The following is a 17,298-nucleotide window of genomic DNA, read 5'->3' on the forward strand; positions in this document are numbered from 1 at the left end:
GGTCATCCTTCCAGCCGCAGCAAAGCGGCAATTTGTGCATCGGTCCAGGCCTGGGCGTCAAAGCCCTCGGCCAGGTTGAGCTGCTCGGCCTGGCGCAGCGCGGCGGCGGCATAGGCCTCGGCCGCAGCGTGGGGCACCGCCATCACCTCGGCCACGAAGCGGTCATGCCCTGCAAAGGCAGCAGCCAGTGGCTGGCCCTGCTTGGCGGCTGTCTGCAGCATGCCTACCTCTTTGCGGGCAATGCGGGCAGCGGCAGCGCCCAACAGAGCAGCGGCGCGGCCTGCGCTGCCACCGCCTCGGGGCAGCATTGCGGCGCCTGCCGTCGTCATGTTGAGCGGCTGCAGGGGTTCGTCCAGGCCAGGCAGCGGGTTGCGGTTTTCCAGGGCGCGGGCCTCGTTGCGGGTCATCCAGCCGTCCTGAATGGCCTTGCCATAGGCTTCGTACCGGGTCTTGGTGTCGCCGCGCAGGAGCAGCTCCAGCAGCATCTCCGAGAACTCTTCCGTGTCCTCCGGCAGCATGTCGCGGGCCACGGTCTGCTCCCAGCTCACCGCCAGGGGCAGCAAACAATCGGACACGAACTCGATGTTCATGTGCTCGACGTTGGCCCAGGTGGCGCGGTCCATGATGCCGATCTTGTGGGGCGGCATCCGCCACAGGCCGCAGATATCGACCTCGCTGTACTTGCGGAAGTCCAGCCACTGCGAGTCGCTGTTGTTCACGCCCAGCTCAGCGATCTCCATGCCTCGGTCCAGCACAGCCGGCCGACCGCGATTGGAGCCACCGTAGGCCACCTGCCACTCGCTGCGAAAGTTCTTGCGCGCTTCGTTGTCTTTGAAGGTCTGGGGCACCTTGATGTAGAACGGCGGGCGTGCGTCGTTGTTCCAGAACCGGCTACCGTAGTCGCGTGCTGCAATGGCGCTGCCGATGGCCTCGCGCTCGGCCTGGATGGGGTTGATGCCCACGTAGCCGTCCAGCGTGAGGCCCACCAGGTGGAACACCTCGCCCTGCAACAGGGTCTCGGTGCGCGTGCCATCCAGCGAGCGCACTTGGTAGCGTGGCAGGCCGTTGGCCGTCACCTCGACCGTCACTCGGTCAGGGTGCAGAGGCACGATCATTTCTGGGTCGCCGTTGTCGGCCCAGTAGATCCGGCCATAGCCGTTGCCGCGCAGTGAACGGTGCGCCTCCAGCATCTGCCGGAACTGCATCGGCGTTTGCCACTGGTTGGGCTTGGAGCTGAGCAGCCGGGCCACAGGGTGGGCGCGCATGCGTTCGCGCTGCTGCGGCCCCAGGGCTTGGTACATGTGCATCGGCAGCATGCCGATGGTTTCGCTGATGACCTTGATCACCTTGAACACAGTGCTCAGGCGCATGGCCGTTTCAGCGGTCACCACGGCGCCGGACTGGGTGTGTCCCAGTGCTGCGCCAGGCTGAAACCAGAAGTCGTCGCTAGGGTTGCGCTCCTCCGATACCGCCTGCAGGTTAGTCAGAAACATGGCTTTCCTTCTTCGGCGCAGGCGCCTTGACCCCGGCCCAGCGTGCCAGCAGGATGGTGATGACCAGCAGCAGCAGGCCACCGGCCAGCAGCCCGGCCGCAAGCGAGTGAAGCCCCACCACACCGGCGACGGTGAGCAGCCAGCCCAGGGCCAGGCATGTGTTGAAGATGTTGCTGTTCATGCGAAGGAGTAGTCGCTGTCAATGGTTTCTTCGATCTCCACCCCAGCAAGCGCACGGCCGAACGCCATCAACATGCCCATGGGCGCGTCGATCTTGTTCTCCTCGCGCTCTTTGGTGGGCGACTTCAGTTCGTTGTATTTGGATGTGATCACCACCAGGTTGCTCATCATCCAGTTCATCAGCGGGTTGTTGTCGTGCACCAGCTGGCCGCTGAGCACCAACGCCTGCACCTGCAGCAGCGGCTGGGTGTAGAAGGTGGACCGCTGCGTGATCTCGACCATGGGCAGCCCCTTCTCCAGCAGCGTGCGCGCGAAGTAGCCAGCCAGGGCCGGGTCATAGGCGCATTCACGCAGGTCATGCAGGTTGCGATCCTTCAGCAGGTCATTGCCCACCATGTCGAAGTCCGTCTGGTTGCCCGGACTGACTCTCACGAACCCCTCTTCGATCCAGCCCGGCAACTGCGCGATCTTGCTTTCTGCCGCCGCCTGTTCGTTGTAGTACACACGTGTGAACACGTGCCACTTTCCGTCGCGCTCGATCACCTTCACCTTGGCGGCAAAGTCGTGCTTTTCCGCGAGGTCCATGCCGGTGACGGCTTCGCAGCCCTCGAAGTCTTCTTCGCGCAGGGTGCTGTCGCCGCACTTGTTCCAGGCCTCCATGTCCATCCAGGCCACCCCGGCGTTGGTCCACACGTTCAAGTGCTTCGTGAGGAAGTTGCCGCGTGCCGATGGTGTGGCGATGGCCTTGGTGCAGGTGGCGATCAGCTTCTCAACCTTGGCACTGATCCCCATGTTGGGGTTTGCCTTGCGCCAGATCTTCTGGTCTTTCCAGTCGTCGCCTTCGTCGATGGTGTAGATCACACCAAACCAGGTCTCATCGACGTGGGTGCCTTCCAGCACCTTGATGGTGTACCCGCGCAGCTCGTAGCCGATGCCGCCGGTGTCTTTGCCCGCCGTGGTGATGGCGCTGATCAGCGGCTGGCTGCGGGCGCCGTCGGCGGATTCGATCACGTCCCACAGGTCGCGCTTCTTGTGCGCGTGGACCTCATCCACGATGCCGCCGTGCACGTTCAGGCCGTCCTGCGTGGACGCCTCGGCGTTCATGATCTTGAAGCTGCTGGCCGAGCTGGCGCAGGTGATGTCGTAGCGGCCGACCGTCACGCCGAAGCGTGCGCGGAACTCGCTATCGCGCAGCACCATCTCGCGCGCGGTGTCGAACACCTCTTTTGCCTGCTCTGCCGTGGTGGCAGCGCTGTACACCTGGGCGCCTGGTTCATCGTCGGCAAACGCAAGGTACAGACCCCGGCCCGCAGCGCGGGTGGACTTCGCGTTCTTGCGCGCGATCTCCTCATAGGAGCGGCGGAACCGGCGCAGCTCGGTCTCAGCGTGCACCCAGCCGAAGAGCTGGAACTCCGCGAAGATCTGCCAGTCTTCCAGCCTGATCTTGGCGTAGGTGACCATGCCATCTACGTAGATCGGCTTGGCCCACTCGCCCTTGATGTGGCACAACAGCTCCTGGAACTGGCACGCCCGGCCGCCCTTGCGCACGTCGATGACGTAGGGGAAGCCATCGGAGCCCTGGCGGTCCAGGTCGTTCAGGAAGCGCTTGCACGCCAGGCGCTCAAACTTGCCCGCGACCTCCACCCCTTCGATCACGCGGCGGGCGTAGGCCTTCGCGCGCTCGAAGTACTCGGCGTGTGGTCGGGTCATGGTGAATCAATCGAAGTCGGCGAACCCCTTGGGCGCGGCAGCGGGCGCCGTTGGTTTTTCCTCGGTGGGCTTGTCGCCTCCCTCACCCTCGAACAGCTGCAGCTGCGCGCGGATGGCGGTGGTGACGTTCGCCTGCTCTGCTGGGCTCAGGCCGAACTTGGCGAGCAGCGACAGCATCATCTGGCGCTCGCTCTTCAGGATCTGGTAGAGCGGGTGCTGCTGGGGCATGCCGTTGGGCGTCAGCACGGTGAACGCCGCCATCGGGTCTTTGCCCTCGGACCGCAGCAGGTTCTGCTTGGCGCGGATGGAGTGCCGCAGCTCCTTCACATCGGCAACGGTCTCGCACAACTCCTCGAAGATGTCGCTGTACACCACCGAGATAAGGTTGTAGCGCAGCAGCTCGGCGCCGAGGCGCTTCCACACCTTGCGCGCACCAGGGCTCAGGCCCTTGGGCACGGTGGGCATACCGGTTTCTGGTCGGAAGGTGCTGTCCAGGTTGACGGCCAGCGGCCGTTTTCCCCGATTTCCCTCCAGCACTTTCAGCTCGGTGGGCTTCGCCGCCGGTCCTCGCTTTCCCATATCGTCCTCCTGGGCTACCCCCCCCACCCCCTAAAACCCGCGCACGCAAAAATTTGGGGAACCGGTCGGTTTCCAGGCCAAAGGCTCCAAAGTTCAGACCACCCCCTCCCCCTCGGGCCGGGCGCGCGGGCTGGGTTCAGCCGTCGCGGTAGTTTCCCCAGGCGCGGCGCACACCGCGCGCCGTCTCTGCCTTGGTCTTCTTGTCATGGCAGGGGCCGCAGATCGACTGCTCATTGCTCGGGTCATCGGCGCCACCCTCGGCAAGCGGGATGCGGTGGTCGCGGATGGTGGCGAGCGTTACGCGCCCTTCCTCCTCGCATGGCTCACACAGCGGTCTGCGTTTGAACAGATCAGCGCGCATCGCCTGCAGCCTGCGGCCGGTGACGCGCTTGGTTTCCTTCGCCGCTGGCGCCCAGGACTTCTTCGGATGCTTGGGGCAGCGGCCTGTGCCATCACGCACCAGCACCCCGCAGCCGGGGTGATTGCAAGGGCGAGGGGCGGCAATGGGCATGAATAGTCGCCGGTTACTCGATCCGGCTCCACAAAGGGAAGAGTTAGGCCCAAGCTATGACGCTCTGAGGCAATCCAGGATGTAAGGCTCTACTTATGCGTTAAGGGCTCGCCAGACCCAAGTACCCCGCGCCGCTCAGTGCCGCCTGTGTCCGGGTAACTCGCCTATCGACACAAAGAAAAACCCCGACAAGCTCAACACTTGCCGGGGTTCCCACTGATGCATTGCGGGTGGAGGCGCAATACACACACAGTGCCTGAAATGTACCCAAAAGGTCTATGTTGTAAAACTCCTTTCGGTGTCTATAGCGCCTTGGCTTTTGCTTCGGATACACGGGCCGCAACCCGCTTGCGCTCATGCTCCTCGGCACGCGCCTCCAACCAGGCGGCAATGGCGTGGTCAGCCTGTTCCAGCTGCGCCTTGATGGTGGACTGCGCCCGCTGCATACGCTGCGCCGTGGCACTGATCCCCAGGTCTTTCAGGTAGATGCACTCCAGCGTCAGGAACAGATGGCCCTTGCCCAGCTTCAGCGCGCGCACCGCCTCATCAGTCAGCGCCGCCTCCTCATCCTCCACCGGGATGGCCACATGGTTGTATGACCCACGGGACCACACCTCACTGGCCAGCACCGACCGCGTAGCAAACCCACGCCCGCCGCTGGCGCCGCGCGAAGACCAGATGGCCCAGTTCTCCAGCCGCCGCTGGATGTGCCTAAGCCGCGCCATACTGCCGCGCCTCTTCTTCGCTCAAGGGCCAAATGCACACGTGTGCACAACCAAACTCGACCATCGCCCGCGCCGCGATCTTCATGTCCGGGTGGGCCTTGTCAAACGGCGCACCCACCACGCGGCCCGCCTCCATTGCGTAGAAGCACCCACGCTCACCACGCAGGCCGCGCCGCACCAGCGTGAATGCATCGCCCCCAATCTCACGGGCCTTGCGCTGGATCGAGGCGTACACATCAGGCATATGCGCCTTGATCTCAGCAATCTTGTCGTCCACTGACTTTGCTGGGGTAGCAGTGTCCATACTGTCCATCCTTTTCTATAGAGATCACGGGAAGGGTGAAGGCGCTTGCGCGCACGTGCCCGTGGGTGTGCCTGCCTATGCCCGCCCGCCTTGGTGAATTGCGCCGGGCACCGCCTTCAGTCCCACCGGGCAATGCAGCAGCCTCAACCCCCAGTTGCTGGGGAAGTAGGGGTGCTGGTGGTGTCCATGCAAAACGCTGGACACCTTGGACACTTGGACACTCAGGTCATAGGCGCATGCAGTGACATCCCCGCCACCGCGCCGCAACGAGGGCGCACAGCGCTCCCCTGCCCTTCGGGCACGCTGGCGCGAATCACGCCTCCCCCAGCGTTTGCAGCACGGCGCGATTCAAGCGCCGTGAGCTTTTGCTCAAAACGGCGCATCGTCACCTTCCTGTGTGTATGGGCTCGACGCTGGCGGTGGGGCCAGCGGTGCCGGTGGCGTGGGCGCATCGGGCGGCAACATGCCCGCATCCAGCCCATCGTCCTTGTCCTGCGGCGGCCAGTTCTTGGGGCGCACATACCCCCAGGCCCTGGCACCGTTGATCTGTTTCTTGGCCCGCTCCCAGCCCTCATGGTCCAGCCAGCTGCGGATCTGCCCCTCCAGCGCGGGCGTGCTCTTCGCCGCATCCACGCCCAGGGCCAGGGTGAGCTGCGCAATGGTCACGAATTCCGTCAGGTCGTTGACCACCGCGCCAATGCCCGCCGACGTGGGCGCCCTGGTCAGCACATGCAGCAGCTCAGACAGCACCGCCGTCTCCACCAGGCGGCTTTCCTGCATCGGCACAAACAGCCTGCGCTCCTGCTCGGTTGTGGGCGTGTACACCGCCCCCTGCAGGTACAGCGCAAACGCCTCGGCCAGCAGCTGGTCGCGGTACTTCTTCAACCAATCGGTGTTGATGATGTGCCGCACCGGGATGGGCCAGAACCGCCGATTGCCCGTGCGGTCGCGTAGATACGTGTTCTCGTTGGTGGTGCCCACCAGCAGGCACTGCCGTGCAAAGCTGCCCACCGTGGCGCCATAGGCCACACGGTAGCGGTCCACCTTGCTGCTGATAAACGCCTTGATGGCGCCCACCTCGGCCTTGCTGAAGTGCGTCAGCTCGGCAATCTCATACAGCCACAGGCCTTGCACCTGCTCCTGCGCTTCCTTGCCGCGCCCCACTTCAAACGGGGTGTCGCTGAAATACTCGCTGCCCGCCAGCACTTCCACCAGGGTGGATTTGCGCAGCCCGCCCGCGCCCTCCAGCACCGGGCAGTAGTCAAACTTGCAGCCCGGCTCCATCACCCGGTACACCATGCCCAGCAGCCAGCACCGGCCCACGATCTGCAGGTACTCCAGCATCGGCTTGCTCAGCGTGTCCGGGCTCTCACCCAGCACATGCACCAGCCAGTTATCAATGCGGCTCTTCTGGTCCCACTGCAGGCCCCGCAGCATCTCGCGGATGGGGTGAAACCGCCGTGTGTGCGCCACCGTCTGGATGGCCTCAGCCAGGGCCGCGCGCGAGATGCTCGGCAGGCCGTAGGTGTCGGTCAGGTACTTGCCCAGTAGCAGGTCCACCGCATCGGTCACATCCCCGGCCTTGGCATAGGCCCAGGGCCACGCCACACGGGCCTGCACGTTGTTGCTCAGCTCGTTGTAAGCCAGCACATCACGCAGCGCCGGGTCGCGCTCCAGGATCAGGATCACCATCTTGCGGCTGGCCAGCCAGCGCTTGTTGGCCTTGTCGTAGTACGGCACCAGCCAGTCGGGCACCATGTACGCGCCAATGCGCGTCATGCCCGCATCGTCGTCATCATCGTCATCACCCAGGGCCGCGCTACCGCCAGGGCCCCCGCTCCCGCCATCCCCGCCGTTACCACCGCTCCCGGTGCCAACGAGACCATCGATTTTTTTTCCAGCCGCTGGCTCTGGCGCCGCCACGTCCTGCGGCAATGCATACGCCTGCGCAAAGAACGCCTGCACGCGCGCAAAGTCCCAGCCGTCCGACTCGATGGCATCGCGCGCATCCCAGCCATCAGGCACATCACCAGGGGCAGGGATGGGCAGCAGCTGGACCGTGCAGCCGTGTGCATCCCTCAACCGCGCGCCAATGCCCAGCATCGCCTTCATCCCCGGCTGCTCATGCACCGGCAGCAGCGGCTTGGCTTGCTGAATGACCAACTGCGCGGCCTTGTCAGGCGTGGCCTTGCGCTCGGCAGCGGTCAGCGGCTCATGCTTGGCATCGCAGTCCGGCCAGGCCAGCACCGTGCAGCCAGCCAGCCAAGACCAGTCGGCCCGCTGCCACGCCTTGCTGCCACCCGGCCAACTCACCACGCAATACACGCCAGGCGCGCCCCGGTGCAGCAGCACCTGCAGGCACTCGCCCTTGCGCTCCCCCTCCACCAGCACTACCGTGCGGCCATGGGGCAGCAGGCCATCCGGCAAGAACAAGGGGCGCGGCTCATCCCACTGACGCCAGTGCCACTTGGCAGCACCGTCGCGGGCGCTCTGGCACCAGGTGTAAGGCAGCGCGTCCTTGCCGCCGTCAGACGTGCGAAAGCGCACCACATACCCATACACCTCACCGTCCACGCAATAGGTGGCCGTGTGCTCAATATCCTGCGGCTGGCGATGGTAGTGCCTGAATGTGGGCTCTGCGGCATGCGCAGGCACCGGCACCACTGTGGTCCAGCCCTCGGGCTCTGCCTTGGGCTTGGGCGGCAGCGCAGGCCTGGGCGGCGCAGGCGGTGGTGGCGTGCCACCAGCAGGCGCCATCACCAGCCCGGCCACGCTCTCCAGCCCTTCTTCGCGCGCAACCCGCACAGCCGCCTTCGCCATGCTCAGGCCATGGATGGCCGCATACAGGCTCAACAGGTCGCCGCCCTGCTCATCACTGGCAAAGTCGGCCCAGCGGCCGTTGACCATGTTCACCGAGCAGCTGCTGCCCTTGCCGCCACTCAGCGACCCGCAAACATACTCATGCCCCCGGCGTTCGCCATCAGGCAACCATAGGGGCACCAGCCGGTCCGCGCTGGTCAGCAGCGCTTCTGCCAGGGCAGCAAATTGAATCGGGGGCAATGGGGCACCGCTCATGCACGCACCCCACCGCAAAAGTCACAGAAGCCAGCGTCTCCACCGCCAGCGGCGTTCAGTGCAAAGGTCATAGGGTGTCAGCCGCCCCATGCCCGCAGCACTGCGCTCAAGTCCACAAAGCCGTCACCCTGGTCATCTACCAGGGCAGCAGGCACATACTCGGCCACCGGCTTGTTGCGGTAGTCCACCTGCCGCGCGCGTGGGCTGCGCAGCTGCTTGGCCCGCACCATATTTGGCAACGTGTTGCGCGCGGCCTGCAGGCCCACACAGGCGCGGGCCGCAATCTCCTTCAACGTGGGGCCACGCTCAACAGTCGCCAGCTCACAGCAGGCATTGAACAGCGCCTGGCGCACTTCACCGGCGGGCCGCATCACTTGCCCTCCCACTTGGCCATCGTGCGGTCGTGCTTAGCCTGCATCATCTGCAGCAGCGCCTGCCCTGCGCCCACCAGCTCAGCCCACTTCGCCTGAATGTCGCGCAGCTCGCGGGTGCTGATCTCGTTGTCCTTGTCGGCGTTGGTCACCGTGGTCACCACCTCGGCCAGGTCGCGCATCAGCTCGGCAACCGCCGCAGCCGTCACCTCATCCAGGCCGTGGCCGTGGGGCGGCAAGGCCAGCAGCGTGCAGCCCACCGCCTCGGCCACCCGCGTGGGGTACTCCAGGCAATGCTGCGTGCCAGCGTCGGCACACATCGCCGCAATCTCCGCCGCGTCTACCGCACCCAGCTTGTACTGGGGCGCCGCGCGCAGTTCCTTTTCCAGCGTGCTAGGGCTCTTGCCCAGCCGCGCAGCAACGGCCTCCAGGCCGCCGGGGTAATGGCGCACCTGGCGCCGCACCGAATCAAGAATGTCCATCTGCTCCACCTGTCAAAACGCTACAGACACACACGGCCGCGCAGCAAGACACTGCGGGCCATGACAACGAGAAAAGAAAAGCGCACCACCACGCAGCCGCACAAAGCGCCGCGCACCTGCCCGCGCGCGGCACACCTTGTGGAGGGGTGGGAGAGAGGCCCCGGCAATGCGGCCTGGGGCGTGGTGGGCGCTGAAAGTGAATCGCTAGGCATGTGCCATGCCCTGCCCGGCGGGCGCAGTGATTGCCATCCGCCGCGCCAGGTCGGCCAGCTTCAAGGCGTCATCAGCGGCCTTCGGCACATCCCCCTTTTCCCAGCGCGAGATACGGCACTGGGGGACACCGCTTTGCTTCGCAATCTCGGTCTGAGTCATTCCAGCCTTGCGAAGGGACTGGATGTTTTCGGAGGTTTTGCTCATGCGCGCATTATGCACATTTGCGTAATTAAGCAAAGACAATTTGCATTATTCAATGGTGCATAGTTGCGTGACCATGGAAGGCAAAGAACTGCTGAGACTGCTGCTGGAGAAACGCGGCCTGAACGCGAATGCGCTCGCGGACGCATTGCGCGACCGCTCCCTGCAGTCCCAGATCCAGCGCTACCTGGGCGGCAAGACGAAAAACCCGCGCCCAGACACACTGGAGCCCATCGCCAAGTTCTTCGGGATAGGCATCGAGGCGTTCTATCAGCCGCTCATCGCGCAAGAGATTGCAGAGCGTCTACTGCTGGCGCCCCGCACCCACCAGGCAGAGGAGCGGACGGCGCCATACGGCGCAGACAGAGTGGCAAGCGCACCCACCCCCATCAGGCCCAAGGCAGGCCTGCGCGAGAACATCTTGCACCTAGGCAAGTCGCTGGAGGTGTACGACGAATCGGCACGCAAAGCCGTCGCCTCGCTGCTGGCCGACCTAGCGCTGCATCCCGAGAATGCAGCCCTCATCGCCAATCGCATCACAGCGTTGCTGGACGCGCCGGGAAACGGCAGCCAGCCAAAATCTACTGCTTCCCCTTAGATCGGGTACGCCCCCGCGCATGAGCGCAGGCGCGCCCAGCCTATCCCGCCATCGACTTTTTCAACGCCACCGCCTTGGGTGAGTTGGGGGGTATCAAGCTACTGCTCCCGCAGCTGGAGCAAACAGGGTGGCGCTTGTTCAACCGCCACAGACTGTAAACCAGGCCGGGGATCAGGAAGAACAGCCACAGCACCACCTCGATGGCCATGGAGCCAGGCGTAGAGCTGACCGGCTCCCCCTGGTGCCCGCAGTCAGCACAGAACATGTGAGAGTCCGGAACAACCGGCGGACGATTAGCAGCCTGGCCTGCAGCACTGGCCTCTCGCGCGGCACGAGCAGCACGTGCCCTCCGCACTCCGCCCATAGCTCCTTTTAGCCCGCCCAGCAATCCCGCCATACGCCCCTCCGTCACTACGTTGTGAGGGCAAGCCTACCGCAAGACCCTACTAAGCCAAAGCTTAAAAACAACCCCCCTCGATTCAAAAAATGCAAATTTGCATTGCATGAATTACGCACATATGCATAATTCGCCCACGTTCACCAAACGAGGGCCGAAATGCAAACCCAACCTTCCCCCAGTGCACACGTGTGCACACCCGCCCCGACGCGGCAAATCAGCCAACAAGAGGCTGATCTGCTGGAGCGGTACAGCAACACGCAGACCAACGCGTTCCTGCAGCTGTTCCGCCTGGCACAGCGCCACCCTGGCACTGGCGGTGGCGACACCGCCGCCATGGTGCTGCTGGGCCTGTACAACGGCCCTCGCTTCCCGTTGGATCTGACGGAACTGCGCCGTCTTGATGCGGGCAACCTGAACGCGGCCATCACCGCCATCGCCACCGACGCGGGCCACTGCTGCGCAGAAGTGCACGAGGTACTCAACGCCCTGCTGGGCCGCACGAGCGTGGGGCACGAGCTGGAGATCTGGGCATATGACCTCCGTCTGCCCAAGCGCTGCAAGGCAGCAGAGCTGGCAGAGCTGCGCCGCCTGGTCGCAACGGACGCAGGCGGTGCAGCATGAGCGTCACGGTAGGCACCGACACCAAGCTGCTGCACATGCTTGGCATCACGCAAAAGAACGTGCTGAAGGCAGACATCCGGCTGCGCCACGATGAAATCGCCACCGTCACGCTGACCTGCGCGGCCGACCTGGACGACACCCAGCTCACCACTGCGCAATTCACTCTGTGGGCGCTGGACCCGCAACCCAAGCCTGCAACACCCCCATCGCTTGATCTGGACGCCATGTGCGCAGCCGCGCAAGAGCGCCTCGCAAAGGCTACCCACCTCAGCGCCGAGTGGGCCAAGCAGTACCAACAGGAAGAGTCGGACGCCATCCACGTGCGAATGAACCGGGCGCTGCGGCACTACAAGGCTGCCGCCACCCTGGCGCTTTCCCAGCTCCACCCCAAGGGTGAGCGACTCACTGCGCTGGAGGCAGTCAGGGCAGATGCCATCGAACTGCTTTTCGAGGCAAAGACCAACGTCGAGAAGGTGGACGACATCATCCGCTCCGACTTCCTGCGGATGAACGCCACAAAGTCACCTGCTGCGAGGGCCTTCCAATGATTCCCTGCACCATCACCGTGGGCGCCATCACCTACGCGGGCATGTTCCCCAGCACCTGCGCGGCCGTCATCGACGCCATGGACCGCTTCCCCGGCGCCACACGCATCACCGCGAGGCCGCTGCCATGAGCGCCCCCATTCAGCTCATCCGCCTGCGCACCCGCCGCACCCGGCACCAGGGCCTGCGCATTGCCGCTCGCATCGGCATGGGCGCCCTGTGCGTGGCCGTGTTCGCCACGGTCTTTGCCTCGGTGTACCTGAACCTGCCCCGCTGGTAGAGGCCCGCCATGCCCACGCAAACCACCGCCATCACGCTGCAGGTACGCGGCTTGGTCACCAGCAGCGTCTGCCGCTTCACCCGCCACGGCGTGCCCGTGGTGGAGCTGGAGATCGCAGACCGCGCCACCGGCCAAACCGTGTGCATCAGACACCACTACCCCAACGCGGGCACCGCCAGCTGCACCGCTGCCCGCGCCCTTGCAGCCCGCATGCGCGGCCAGCTGGCCGACCTGCAGGCCATCAACCCCAAGTTCAAAGCCAAGCGCCTGGAGTGCGAGGCCGACCTGATCAACCCCAACCAAACCAGCGCAGAGCGCGCAGATCTCGCATGAATTCCAACACCATCACCATTCATATCATCGACCAGCCAGGCGGCGGCGTCATGGTTTACACCACGGGCGGCGCACCCATCCCCGGCCAGCGCCTCACCCCAGGCCACGCCCTGGCCACCGACCTGCTCAACCTGTGCACCCACCGCGCCAGCGATGTGCGCTACTGGCATGGCACCGACAAGGCCATGGAGCTGGTGCAAGACCTGCTCAACCCCGACCAATACGGCTACGCCGTCAGCCCCGAGGTGCACCGCGCGGCCCGCCGCGTGATGGGCCTGCCCCTGGACCCCACCGCACAGGTGCCAGCATGACCCGCGCCCGCCCCACCCGTGGCACCGACAGCATCACGCTGGCCAAGCCCAACGAAACCAGCGTGCACATCGTGCGCCCCAAGCCCGCACCACTGCGCCAGGCAGGCCTGCAGGCCATCGGCACCACCACCACATCGGCCCACGGCAAGCCCCTGATCAGCCCCGTGGCCAGCCAGGCCGAGCTGCTCGCCCGCCGCAAGAGCGAACGGCTGGAGATGGCCACCGACTGCACCCCGGTGCGCAACAGCACCCAGCGCGGCAAACCCTACACCTGCCCCGAGCTGCGCACCAACCCCTACCGCCCAGGCAGCGCCGACGCGTTCCGCCTGCCCAGCCGCACCAGCTTTGCAAAGAAGGGATGAGCACTATGGCAACCGATCAGCACGACACCGTAACCACCGCCCTGCCCACCCCGGCCGCAGGCCCGCAGATGCGCATGGTGGAGGTGGCCCTCATAGAAGAGAGCCTCACCAACCCCCGCAAGACCTTCGACGCCACCAAGCTGCAAGAGCTGGCCGACAGCATCAAGGCCAGCGGCGTGCACCAGCCCATCCTGCTGCGGCCGCTGCCCGGCACGCGCCTGGCCGAGACCTTCGGCTTTCGCCGCCAGGGCGCCCCCCTGCCCGCCTACGAACTGGTGGCCGGTGCCCGCCGCCTGCGCGCCTGCCGCCTCGCCAAGGTGGCCGAGGTGCCCGCCATGATCCGGGAGCTGACAGATGACCAGGCGCTGGAGATCCAGCTCATCGAGAACCTGCAGCGCGTGGACATGAGCGAGCTGGAGGAAGCCGAGGGCTACCGCGCCTTGATGGAACACAGCCACCTCACCGTGGAACAGGTGGCCGAAAAGATCGGCAAGGGCGACAGCAAGAGCAAGGGCAAAAGCTATGTCTACGCGCGCCTCAAGTTGCTGGACCTGTTCCCCGAAGCCACCCAGGCCCTGCGCGATGGCGCAATCGACGCCAGCCGCGCCCTGCGCATTGCCCGCATCCCAGACGCCAAGCTCCAGGCCAAGGCCCTGGCCGAAGCATCGCGCAAGGGCTACAGGGGCGACCCCGCCATGGGTGTGCGTGAGTTTGAAGGCTGGCTGCAGCAAAACGTCATGCTGCGGCTGGACAGCGCACCCTTCAACATCACCGCCATCGAGCTGGTGCCCGCCGCTGGCAGCTGCAAGGATTGCCCGAAGCGCACCGGCGCCAACCCCGATCTGTTCGCCGATGTGAACAGCCCAGACCTGTGCACCGACCCCGCCTGCTACCACGGCAAGGAAGCCGCCCACAGCACCGCCTTGCGTGCCCAGGCCGAGGCCAAGGGCATGCGCGTGATCGATGGCAAAGAGGCCAAGGGCATCGTCAAACTGCAATCGTGGGATGGCCATGGCAACAAGCTCGACGGCTACACCAGGCTGGACACCATCCGGCACGACGTAACCCACGAGAAAGACCGCGCAACACTGCGCGAGCTGCTGGGCGACAAAGGCCCCCAGCCCGTGCTCATCGAGCACCCCACCACCAAGGAGCTGATCGAGGCCGTGCCCACCGAAGAGGCCGAGGCCGTGCTGGTGCAGCGTGGCGTGCTCAAGACCACGGTAAAGCAGATCAATCTGGAAGAGCGCATCAGCCAGCTCAAGCAGCAGTCCGCCCACCGGCAAGCCCGCGCCGCCGCCACAGCACTGCAAAGTGCGTTGACCCAAGCCGCCCTTAAATCGCCGCAGCCCGCCAAGGTGCTGGTAGATGCCGAGCTGCTGCGCGAGTGGCTCAAGCTCAAGATCAAGGATCTGGACCAGGACGATCTGCACACGGTGTTCTCGCTGGAGACCATCGAAGACGAAAACTACCAGGACACCGAGGCCCGCGCCACGGCCCGCATTGACCGAGCAAGCGACGGTGAAGTGCGCAACTACATGCTGGCCTGGGTAATCACCGAGAACGCCTACAGATACGGACACGACGACGGCACGCCCCTGGTGACAGCCGCAGCCCGCGCCCTGTGCATTGATGCACACGATGTAGAAGCCCAAGCCGTCGCCCGCGAAAAGGAGGAACTGGCCGAAGCCATTGCCAACTTGCGCGCCGCCGCAAAAGCCCAGGCCAAGCCCGTCAAAGCTGCAGCCCCGAAAACCGCCTCTACCCCTAACCCCGCTGCGCAAGCTATACCTACGCGCGAGGGAGGCAAGGCCAAGGGGGCCAAGGGCAAAACCACCCCCGCTGCGCAAGCCCGCGCTACCGCGCCCAAAACCACGAAGGCCGAGGCGGCTGCGCAAATCGCCGCTGCGCTGGCCGAGGCCGAAGGGAATCAGGACCAGGCGCCTGCGGCGCATGGCAACGAAGGCGCCCCCGCTCCTGCGGGCGGTGGCGCGGGTGACGCTGCGCCCAGCAACAGCGCCGCGCCGGTAGGTCCGTCGGTCGCGTGGCCATTCCCGAACGGCTGGACCGAAGCAACGGCGACCGACTCCGCAGCCGCGCCCGCTGGTGAGGCCGGTGCAGACGCAGAGACAGGGGCAACAGTGGAAGGGGGCGAGGCGCTGGTGATCACATCGGGCATGGTGCTCATGGTCAAAGACACCTGCGACGCCGTGAGCTGGCGCGGCCGCACGGTCACCGTCACCGGCGTGAAAGGCGCCAGCATAAAGGCCCGCGAGTCCAACAAGCCACCGGCCCACGCCGAGCGCGGCACTTTCTTCGCCGAGGATCTGGAGGCACTGAAATGAGCCGCGCCAAGACCAGCCACCGCATCCGCCGTGCCAAGAACGCGCGCACCGGCAACCAAATCTTGCTGCGCAAGATCGGCGCCATCTACGGCCGCGCAGCCGCCAAGATCACCTGCGAGCGCATCGAGCTGCGGCTGCAACAGATACGCGCGTTCCACCAGGCCAGCCGTGAAATCGTGAAGGCCCTGCACAAGATGGCGCAGGGCGCAGCACTGGTGGCCCAAGGAATCCGCAATACGTGGGGTGCCCGATGATCCGCAAAGCCATCAGCATCCGCCAGCCCTGGCCATGGCTCATCACCATGGGCTACAAGCCAGTGGAAAACCGCACCTGGGAAACGCTCTGGCGCGGCCCCGTGGCCATCCATGCCAGCCAGGGCATGACGCGCGATGACTACGACGACTGCGTGGCCTTCCTGCTCAGCCACCCCAGCCTGCGCCACATCGTTGACGCGCTGCCAGCGCCCAAGGATCTGCCACGCGGCGGCATCGTCGGCAAAGCCAACCTGGTGGCGTGCACACGTGCGCACGAATCCCCCTTCTTCACCGGCCCCTTCGGCCACGTGCTGCAGGGCGCCGAGCCCGTGCCCTTCCAGCCCTGCAAGGGCGCGCTGGGCTACTTCAAGTTGCCGCAGGGAGTGGTGCTATGAAGGCCCGGCGCGCAACCAGGATCGCCCCCAGCGCTCCTGCCGCATCGCCCGAGCGCTGCGCGGCATGTACCACCCCAACGCGGTGCAAGGCCCCGGCGCTAGGCACAAAGGGCAGCGCTTGCGTAGGCCGCGCCGCTGGTGCCGACGACTGCGGCTGTCTCAACGCCTGCGGTGATGACCCGTGGCTGAAGGATGGGCGCTCTCAGCCCTGCGCACAGCGCAAGGAGGATCTGCGGCGGGAGGCGATGGACCAGCACAGCTACGACGCGCGCTGGACCTACGTGGTGCCCCCAGGGCACACCCGGCGCCTGGTCATCACCCAGCGACAAGACGGCCCGTTCAGGGCGGACAGCCTCAGATTGCGCGGCTTTTACTACGTCTCTATTGAGCAGCTCGACCCCGCAACGTCGCGCTGGACGCACGTGGACGGCTCCACAAGAGGCGCATTCACTGATTTCGATGTCGCCCACCAACGGGCAAGCGATATCTGGTTTGGAGAGTCTCAACAATGACCCACGGCCGCAAGAAACCCCGCCAGCGCCGCGAAATGCGCTCCCCCTTCGTCATCGCCCTGATGCGCGCCACCAAGCACACGCCCGAAGAGCTGGCCAGCATCATGGGCCCCATGCGCGCCTGCCTCAAGGCCGTGCGCGAAGGCGTGGCCACACAGCTGCAGTTCGAGGTGCTGCAGTCCAGCATGGTCATCGCCGAAGCCATCGAGCACAGCGGCATCGTGCGCGGCCTGGCAGACCACATCGCCAGCGCCCTGCAGGCCTGCAGCGCCATCGAGGCCCGCGCCCTCACCTCCGGTGCATGGCAACAGACCGAACTCGCCTTCACCGAGCTGGACGCCCTGGCCACAGCCGTGGATCTGCACGAATACCAGCTCCAGCAGCTCAGCGCAGGCGAACTGCACCGCATCGTCCAGCAAACCATGGCCCGCACCGCCAGCACCGGCGGCAACGTGGTCCGCGTCTCCGAAACCGACCTGGCCCTGATGGCCGCTTGAA

Annotated in this window: 24 protein-coding genes; 13 read left to right on the plus strand and 11 right to left on the minus strand. The window is 65.4% G+C overall.

The features are described from left to right. Positions 1-2: 2 nt before the first annotated feature. The 11 genes from ACSQ3O_RS18400 to ACSQ3O_RS18450 form a co-directional block, all read right to left on the minus strand. Positions 3-1,493 carry a phage portal protein gene (locus ACSQ3O_RS18400; RefSeq protein ID WP_436139981.1) on the minus strand — a complete coding sequence of 497 codons (1,491 nt, stop codon included), beginning with the start codon at positions 1,491-1,493 and terminating at the stop codon, positions 3-5. Next, positions 1,480-1,674, minus strand: coding sequence for a hypothetical protein (locus ACSQ3O_RS18405; protein ID WP_436139982.1), 195 nt, complete (start codon positions 1,672-1,674; stop codon positions 1,480-1,482). Before ACSQ3O_RS18405 ends, ACSQ3O_RS18400 begins: the two co-directional genes overlap by 14 nt. Next, positions 1,671-3,383: a terminase large subunit gene (locus tag ACSQ3O_RS18410; RefSeq protein WP_436139983.1), complete on the minus strand. Its 1,713-nt coding sequence runs from the start codon at positions 3,381-3,383 to the stop codon at positions 1,671-1,673. Before ACSQ3O_RS18410 ends, ACSQ3O_RS18405 begins: the two co-directional genes overlap by 4 nt. A 6-nt stretch (positions 3,384-3,389) precedes the next feature. Further along, the gene (locus ACSQ3O_RS18415; protein WP_436139984.1) at positions 3,390-3,962 is read right to left on the minus strand and encodes a P27 family phage terminase small subunit; all 573 of its coding nucleotides are present in this window, start codon (positions 3,960-3,962) and stop codon (positions 3,390-3,392) included. A gap of 136 nt (positions 3,963-4,098) precedes the next feature. Further along, positions 4,099-4,473: an HNH endonuclease gene (locus ACSQ3O_RS18420; protein WP_436139985.1), complete on the minus strand. Its 375-nt coding sequence runs from the start codon at positions 4,471-4,473 to the stop codon at positions 4,099-4,101. A gap of 302 nt (positions 4,474-4,775) precedes the next feature. Further along, the gene (locus tag ACSQ3O_RS18425) at positions 4,776-5,198 is read right to left on the minus strand and encodes a hypothetical protein (RefSeq protein ID WP_436139986.1); all 423 of its coding nucleotides are present in this window, start codon (positions 5,196-5,198) and stop codon (positions 4,776-4,778) included. Next, complete coding sequence (locus ACSQ3O_RS18430) at positions 5,185-5,502, minus strand: hypothetical protein (protein ID WP_436139987.1); 318 nt, start codon at positions 5,500-5,502, stop codon at positions 5,185-5,187. Before ACSQ3O_RS18430 ends, ACSQ3O_RS18425 begins: the two co-directional genes overlap by 14 nt. Positions 5,503-5,871: 369 nt before the next feature. After that, complete coding sequence (locus tag ACSQ3O_RS18435; protein WP_436139988.1) at positions 5,872-8,562, minus strand: VapE domain-containing protein; 2,691 nt, start codon at positions 8,560-8,562, stop codon at positions 5,872-5,874. Positions 8,563-8,654: 92 nt separating this feature from the next. Then, positions 8,655-8,948, minus strand: a complete 294-nt coding sequence (locus tag ACSQ3O_RS18440; RefSeq protein ID WP_436139989.1) for a hypothetical protein — start codon at positions 8,946-8,948, stop codon at positions 8,655-8,657. Then, complete coding sequence (locus tag ACSQ3O_RS18445) at positions 8,948-9,430, minus strand: phage regulatory CII family protein (protein WP_436139990.1); 483 nt, start codon at positions 9,428-9,430, stop codon at positions 8,948-8,950. The genes ACSQ3O_RS18440 and ACSQ3O_RS18445 overlap by 1 nt, the downstream gene beginning before the upstream one ends. A 204-nt stretch (positions 9,431-9,634) precedes the next feature. Next, complete coding sequence (locus ACSQ3O_RS18450; protein WP_436139991.1) at positions 9,635-9,847, minus strand: helix-turn-helix domain-containing protein; 213 nt, start codon at positions 9,845-9,847, stop codon at positions 9,635-9,637. Between the two features lie 73 nt (positions 9,848-9,920). Between ACSQ3O_RS18450 and ACSQ3O_RS18455 the strand changes: the two genes are divergently transcribed. From ACSQ3O_RS18455 to ACSQ3O_RS18515, 13 genes are all read left to right on the plus strand, one after another. Beyond that, entirely contained in the window at positions 9,921-10,442 is a 522-nt protein-coding gene (locus ACSQ3O_RS18455; protein ID WP_436139992.1) for a hypothetical protein, read from the plus strand. 556 nt (positions 10,443-10,998) lie between these two features. Beyond that, positions 10,999-11,463: a DUF7673 family protein gene (locus ACSQ3O_RS18460; RefSeq protein WP_436139993.1), complete on the plus strand. Its 465-nt coding sequence runs from the start codon at positions 10,999-11,001 to the stop codon at positions 11,461-11,463. Then, positions 11,460-12,011: a hypothetical protein gene (locus ACSQ3O_RS18465; RefSeq protein ID WP_436139994.1), complete on the plus strand. Its 552-nt coding sequence runs from the start codon at positions 11,460-11,462 to the stop codon at positions 12,009-12,011. The genes ACSQ3O_RS18460 and ACSQ3O_RS18465 overlap by 4 nt, the downstream gene beginning before the upstream one ends. Beyond that, a complete protein-coding gene (locus ACSQ3O_RS18470; RefSeq protein WP_436139995.1) occupies positions 12,008-12,139 on the plus strand; it encodes a hypothetical protein in 132 nt (43 codons plus the stop codon). Before ACSQ3O_RS18465 ends, ACSQ3O_RS18470 begins: the two co-directional genes overlap by 4 nt. Beyond that, the gene (locus tag ACSQ3O_RS18475; RefSeq protein WP_436139996.1) at positions 12,136-12,288 is read left to right on the plus strand and encodes a hypothetical protein; all 153 of its coding nucleotides are present in this window, start codon (positions 12,136-12,138) and stop codon (positions 12,286-12,288) included. The genes ACSQ3O_RS18470 and ACSQ3O_RS18475 overlap by 4 nt, the downstream gene beginning before the upstream one ends. Positions 12,289-12,297: 9 nt before the next feature. Continuing rightward, positions 12,298-12,621 carry a hypothetical protein gene (locus ACSQ3O_RS18480; RefSeq protein WP_436139997.1) on the plus strand — a complete coding sequence of 108 codons (324 nt, stop codon included), beginning with the start codon at positions 12,298-12,300 and terminating at the stop codon, positions 12,619-12,621. Next, positions 12,618-12,932: a hypothetical protein gene (locus ACSQ3O_RS18485; RefSeq protein WP_436139998.1), complete on the plus strand. Its 315-nt coding sequence runs from the start codon at positions 12,618-12,620 to the stop codon at positions 12,930-12,932. Before ACSQ3O_RS18480 ends, ACSQ3O_RS18485 begins: the two co-directional genes overlap by 4 nt. Continuing rightward, entirely contained in the window at positions 12,929-13,294 is a 366-nt protein-coding gene (locus ACSQ3O_RS18490) for a hypothetical protein (RefSeq protein ID WP_436139999.1), read from the plus strand. Before ACSQ3O_RS18485 ends, ACSQ3O_RS18490 begins: the two co-directional genes overlap by 4 nt. Positions 13,295-13,299: 5 nt before the next feature. Then, positions 13,300-15,639, plus strand: a complete 2,340-nt coding sequence (locus ACSQ3O_RS18495; protein WP_436140000.1) for a ParB/RepB/Spo0J family partition protein — start codon at positions 13,300-13,302, stop codon at positions 15,637-15,639. Continuing rightward, positions 15,636-15,893, plus strand: coding sequence for a hypothetical protein (locus ACSQ3O_RS18500; RefSeq protein WP_436140001.1), 258 nt, complete (start codon positions 15,636-15,638; stop codon positions 15,891-15,893). The genes ACSQ3O_RS18495 and ACSQ3O_RS18500 overlap by 4 nt, the downstream gene beginning before the upstream one ends. Next, a complete protein-coding gene (locus ACSQ3O_RS18505; RefSeq protein WP_436140002.1) occupies positions 15,890-16,288 on the plus strand; it encodes an ASCH domain-containing protein in 399 nt (132 codons plus the stop codon). The genes ACSQ3O_RS18500 and ACSQ3O_RS18505 overlap by 4 nt, the downstream gene beginning before the upstream one ends. 245 nt (positions 16,289-16,533) lie before the next feature. Further along, complete coding sequence (locus tag ACSQ3O_RS18510) at positions 16,534-16,800, plus strand: hypothetical protein (protein ID WP_436140003.1); 267 nt, start codon at positions 16,534-16,536, stop codon at positions 16,798-16,800. Continuing rightward, the gene (locus ACSQ3O_RS18515; protein ID WP_436140004.1) at positions 16,797-17,297 is read left to right on the plus strand and encodes a hypothetical protein; all 501 of its coding nucleotides are present in this window, start codon (positions 16,797-16,799) and stop codon (positions 17,295-17,297) included. The genes ACSQ3O_RS18510 and ACSQ3O_RS18515 overlap by 4 nt, the downstream gene beginning before the upstream one ends. Position 17,298 lies beyond the last annotated feature (1 nt).

This window comes from Acidovorax sp. LjRoot74 (assembly GCF_964254355.1).
Classification (GTDB): domain Bacteria; phylum Pseudomonadota; class Gammaproteobacteria; order Burkholderiales; family Burkholderiaceae_C; genus Acidovorax.

What these genes read in the sequence shown, in the direction of transcription:
- ACSQ3O_RS18400 (WP_436139981.1), bottom strand. Translation starts at nt 1,493, where the DNA reads ATGTTTCTGACTAACCTGCAGGCGGTATCGGAGGAGCGCAACCCTAGC.
- ACSQ3O_RS18405 (WP_436139982.1), bottom strand. Translation starts at nt 1,674, where the DNA reads ATGAACAGCAACATCTTCAACACATGCCTGGCCCTGGGCTGGCTGCTC.
- ACSQ3O_RS18410 (WP_436139983.1), bottom strand. Translation starts at nt 3,383, where the DNA reads ATGACCCGACCACACGCCGAGTACTTCGAGCGCGCGAAGGCCTACGCC.
- ACSQ3O_RS18415 (WP_436139984.1), bottom strand. Translation starts at nt 3,962, where the DNA reads ATGGGAAAGCGAGGACCGGCGGCGAAGCCCACCGAGCTGAAAGTGCTG.
- ACSQ3O_RS18420 (WP_436139985.1), bottom strand. Translation starts at nt 4,473, where the DNA reads ATGCCCATTGCCGCCCCTCGCCCTTGCAATCACCCCGGCTGCGGGGTG.
- ACSQ3O_RS18425 (WP_436139986.1), bottom strand. Translation starts at nt 5,198, where the DNA reads ATGGCGCGGCTTAGGCACATCCAGCGGCGGCTGGAGAACTGGGCCATC.
- ACSQ3O_RS18430 (WP_436139987.1), bottom strand. Translation starts at nt 5,502, where the DNA reads ATGGACACTGCTACCCCAGCAAAGTCAGTGGACGACAAGATTGCTGAG.
- ACSQ3O_RS18440 (WP_436139989.1), bottom strand. Translation starts at nt 8,948, where the DNA reads ATGCGGCCCGCCGGTGAAGTGCGCCAGGCGCTGTTCAATGCCTGCTGT.
- ACSQ3O_RS18445 (WP_436139990.1), bottom strand. Translation starts at nt 9,430, where the DNA reads ATGGACATTCTTGATTCGGTGCGGCGCCAGGTGCGCCATTACCCCGGC.
- ACSQ3O_RS18450 (WP_436139991.1), bottom strand. Translation starts at nt 9,847, where the DNA reads ATGAGCAAAACCTCCGAAAACATCCAGTCCCTTCGCAAGGCTGGAATG.
- ACSQ3O_RS18455 (WP_436139992.1), top strand. Translation starts at nt 9,921, where the DNA reads ATGGAAGGCAAAGAACTGCTGAGACTGCTGCTGGAGAAACGCGGCCTG.
- ACSQ3O_RS18460 (WP_436139993.1), top strand. Translation starts at nt 10,999, where the DNA reads ATGCAAACCCAACCTTCCCCCAGTGCACACGTGTGCACACCCGCCCCG.
- ACSQ3O_RS18465 (WP_436139994.1), top strand. Translation starts at nt 11,460, where the DNA reads ATGAGCGTCACGGTAGGCACCGACACCAAGCTGCTGCACATGCTTGGC.
- ACSQ3O_RS18470 (WP_436139995.1), top strand. Translation starts at nt 12,008, where the DNA reads ATGATTCCCTGCACCATCACCGTGGGCGCCATCACCTACGCGGGCATG.
- ACSQ3O_RS18475 (WP_436139996.1), top strand. Translation starts at nt 12,136, where the DNA reads ATGAGCGCCCCCATTCAGCTCATCCGCCTGCGCACCCGCCGCACCCGG.
- ACSQ3O_RS18480 (WP_436139997.1), top strand. Translation starts at nt 12,298, where the DNA reads ATGCCCACGCAAACCACCGCCATCACGCTGCAGGTACGCGGCTTGGTC.
- ACSQ3O_RS18485 (WP_436139998.1), top strand. Translation starts at nt 12,618, where the DNA reads ATGAATTCCAACACCATCACCATTCATATCATCGACCAGCCAGGCGGC.
- ACSQ3O_RS18490 (WP_436139999.1), top strand. Translation starts at nt 12,929, where the DNA reads ATGACCCGCGCCCGCCCCACCCGTGGCACCGACAGCATCACGCTGGCC.
- ACSQ3O_RS18495 (WP_436140000.1), top strand. Translation starts at nt 13,300, where the DNA reads ATGGCAACCGATCAGCACGACACCGTAACCACCGCCCTGCCCACCCCG.
- ACSQ3O_RS18500 (WP_436140001.1), top strand. Translation starts at nt 15,636, where the DNA reads ATGAGCCGCGCCAAGACCAGCCACCGCATCCGCCGTGCCAAGAACGCG.
- ACSQ3O_RS18505 (WP_436140002.1), top strand. Translation starts at nt 15,890, where the DNA reads ATGATCCGCAAAGCCATCAGCATCCGCCAGCCCTGGCCATGGCTCATC.
- ACSQ3O_RS18510 (WP_436140003.1), top strand. Translation starts at nt 16,534, where the DNA reads ATGGACCAGCACAGCTACGACGCGCGCTGGACCTACGTGGTGCCCCCA.
- ACSQ3O_RS18515 (WP_436140004.1), top strand. Translation starts at nt 16,797, where the DNA reads ATGACCCACGGCCGCAAGAAACCCCGCCAGCGCCGCGAAATGCGCTCC.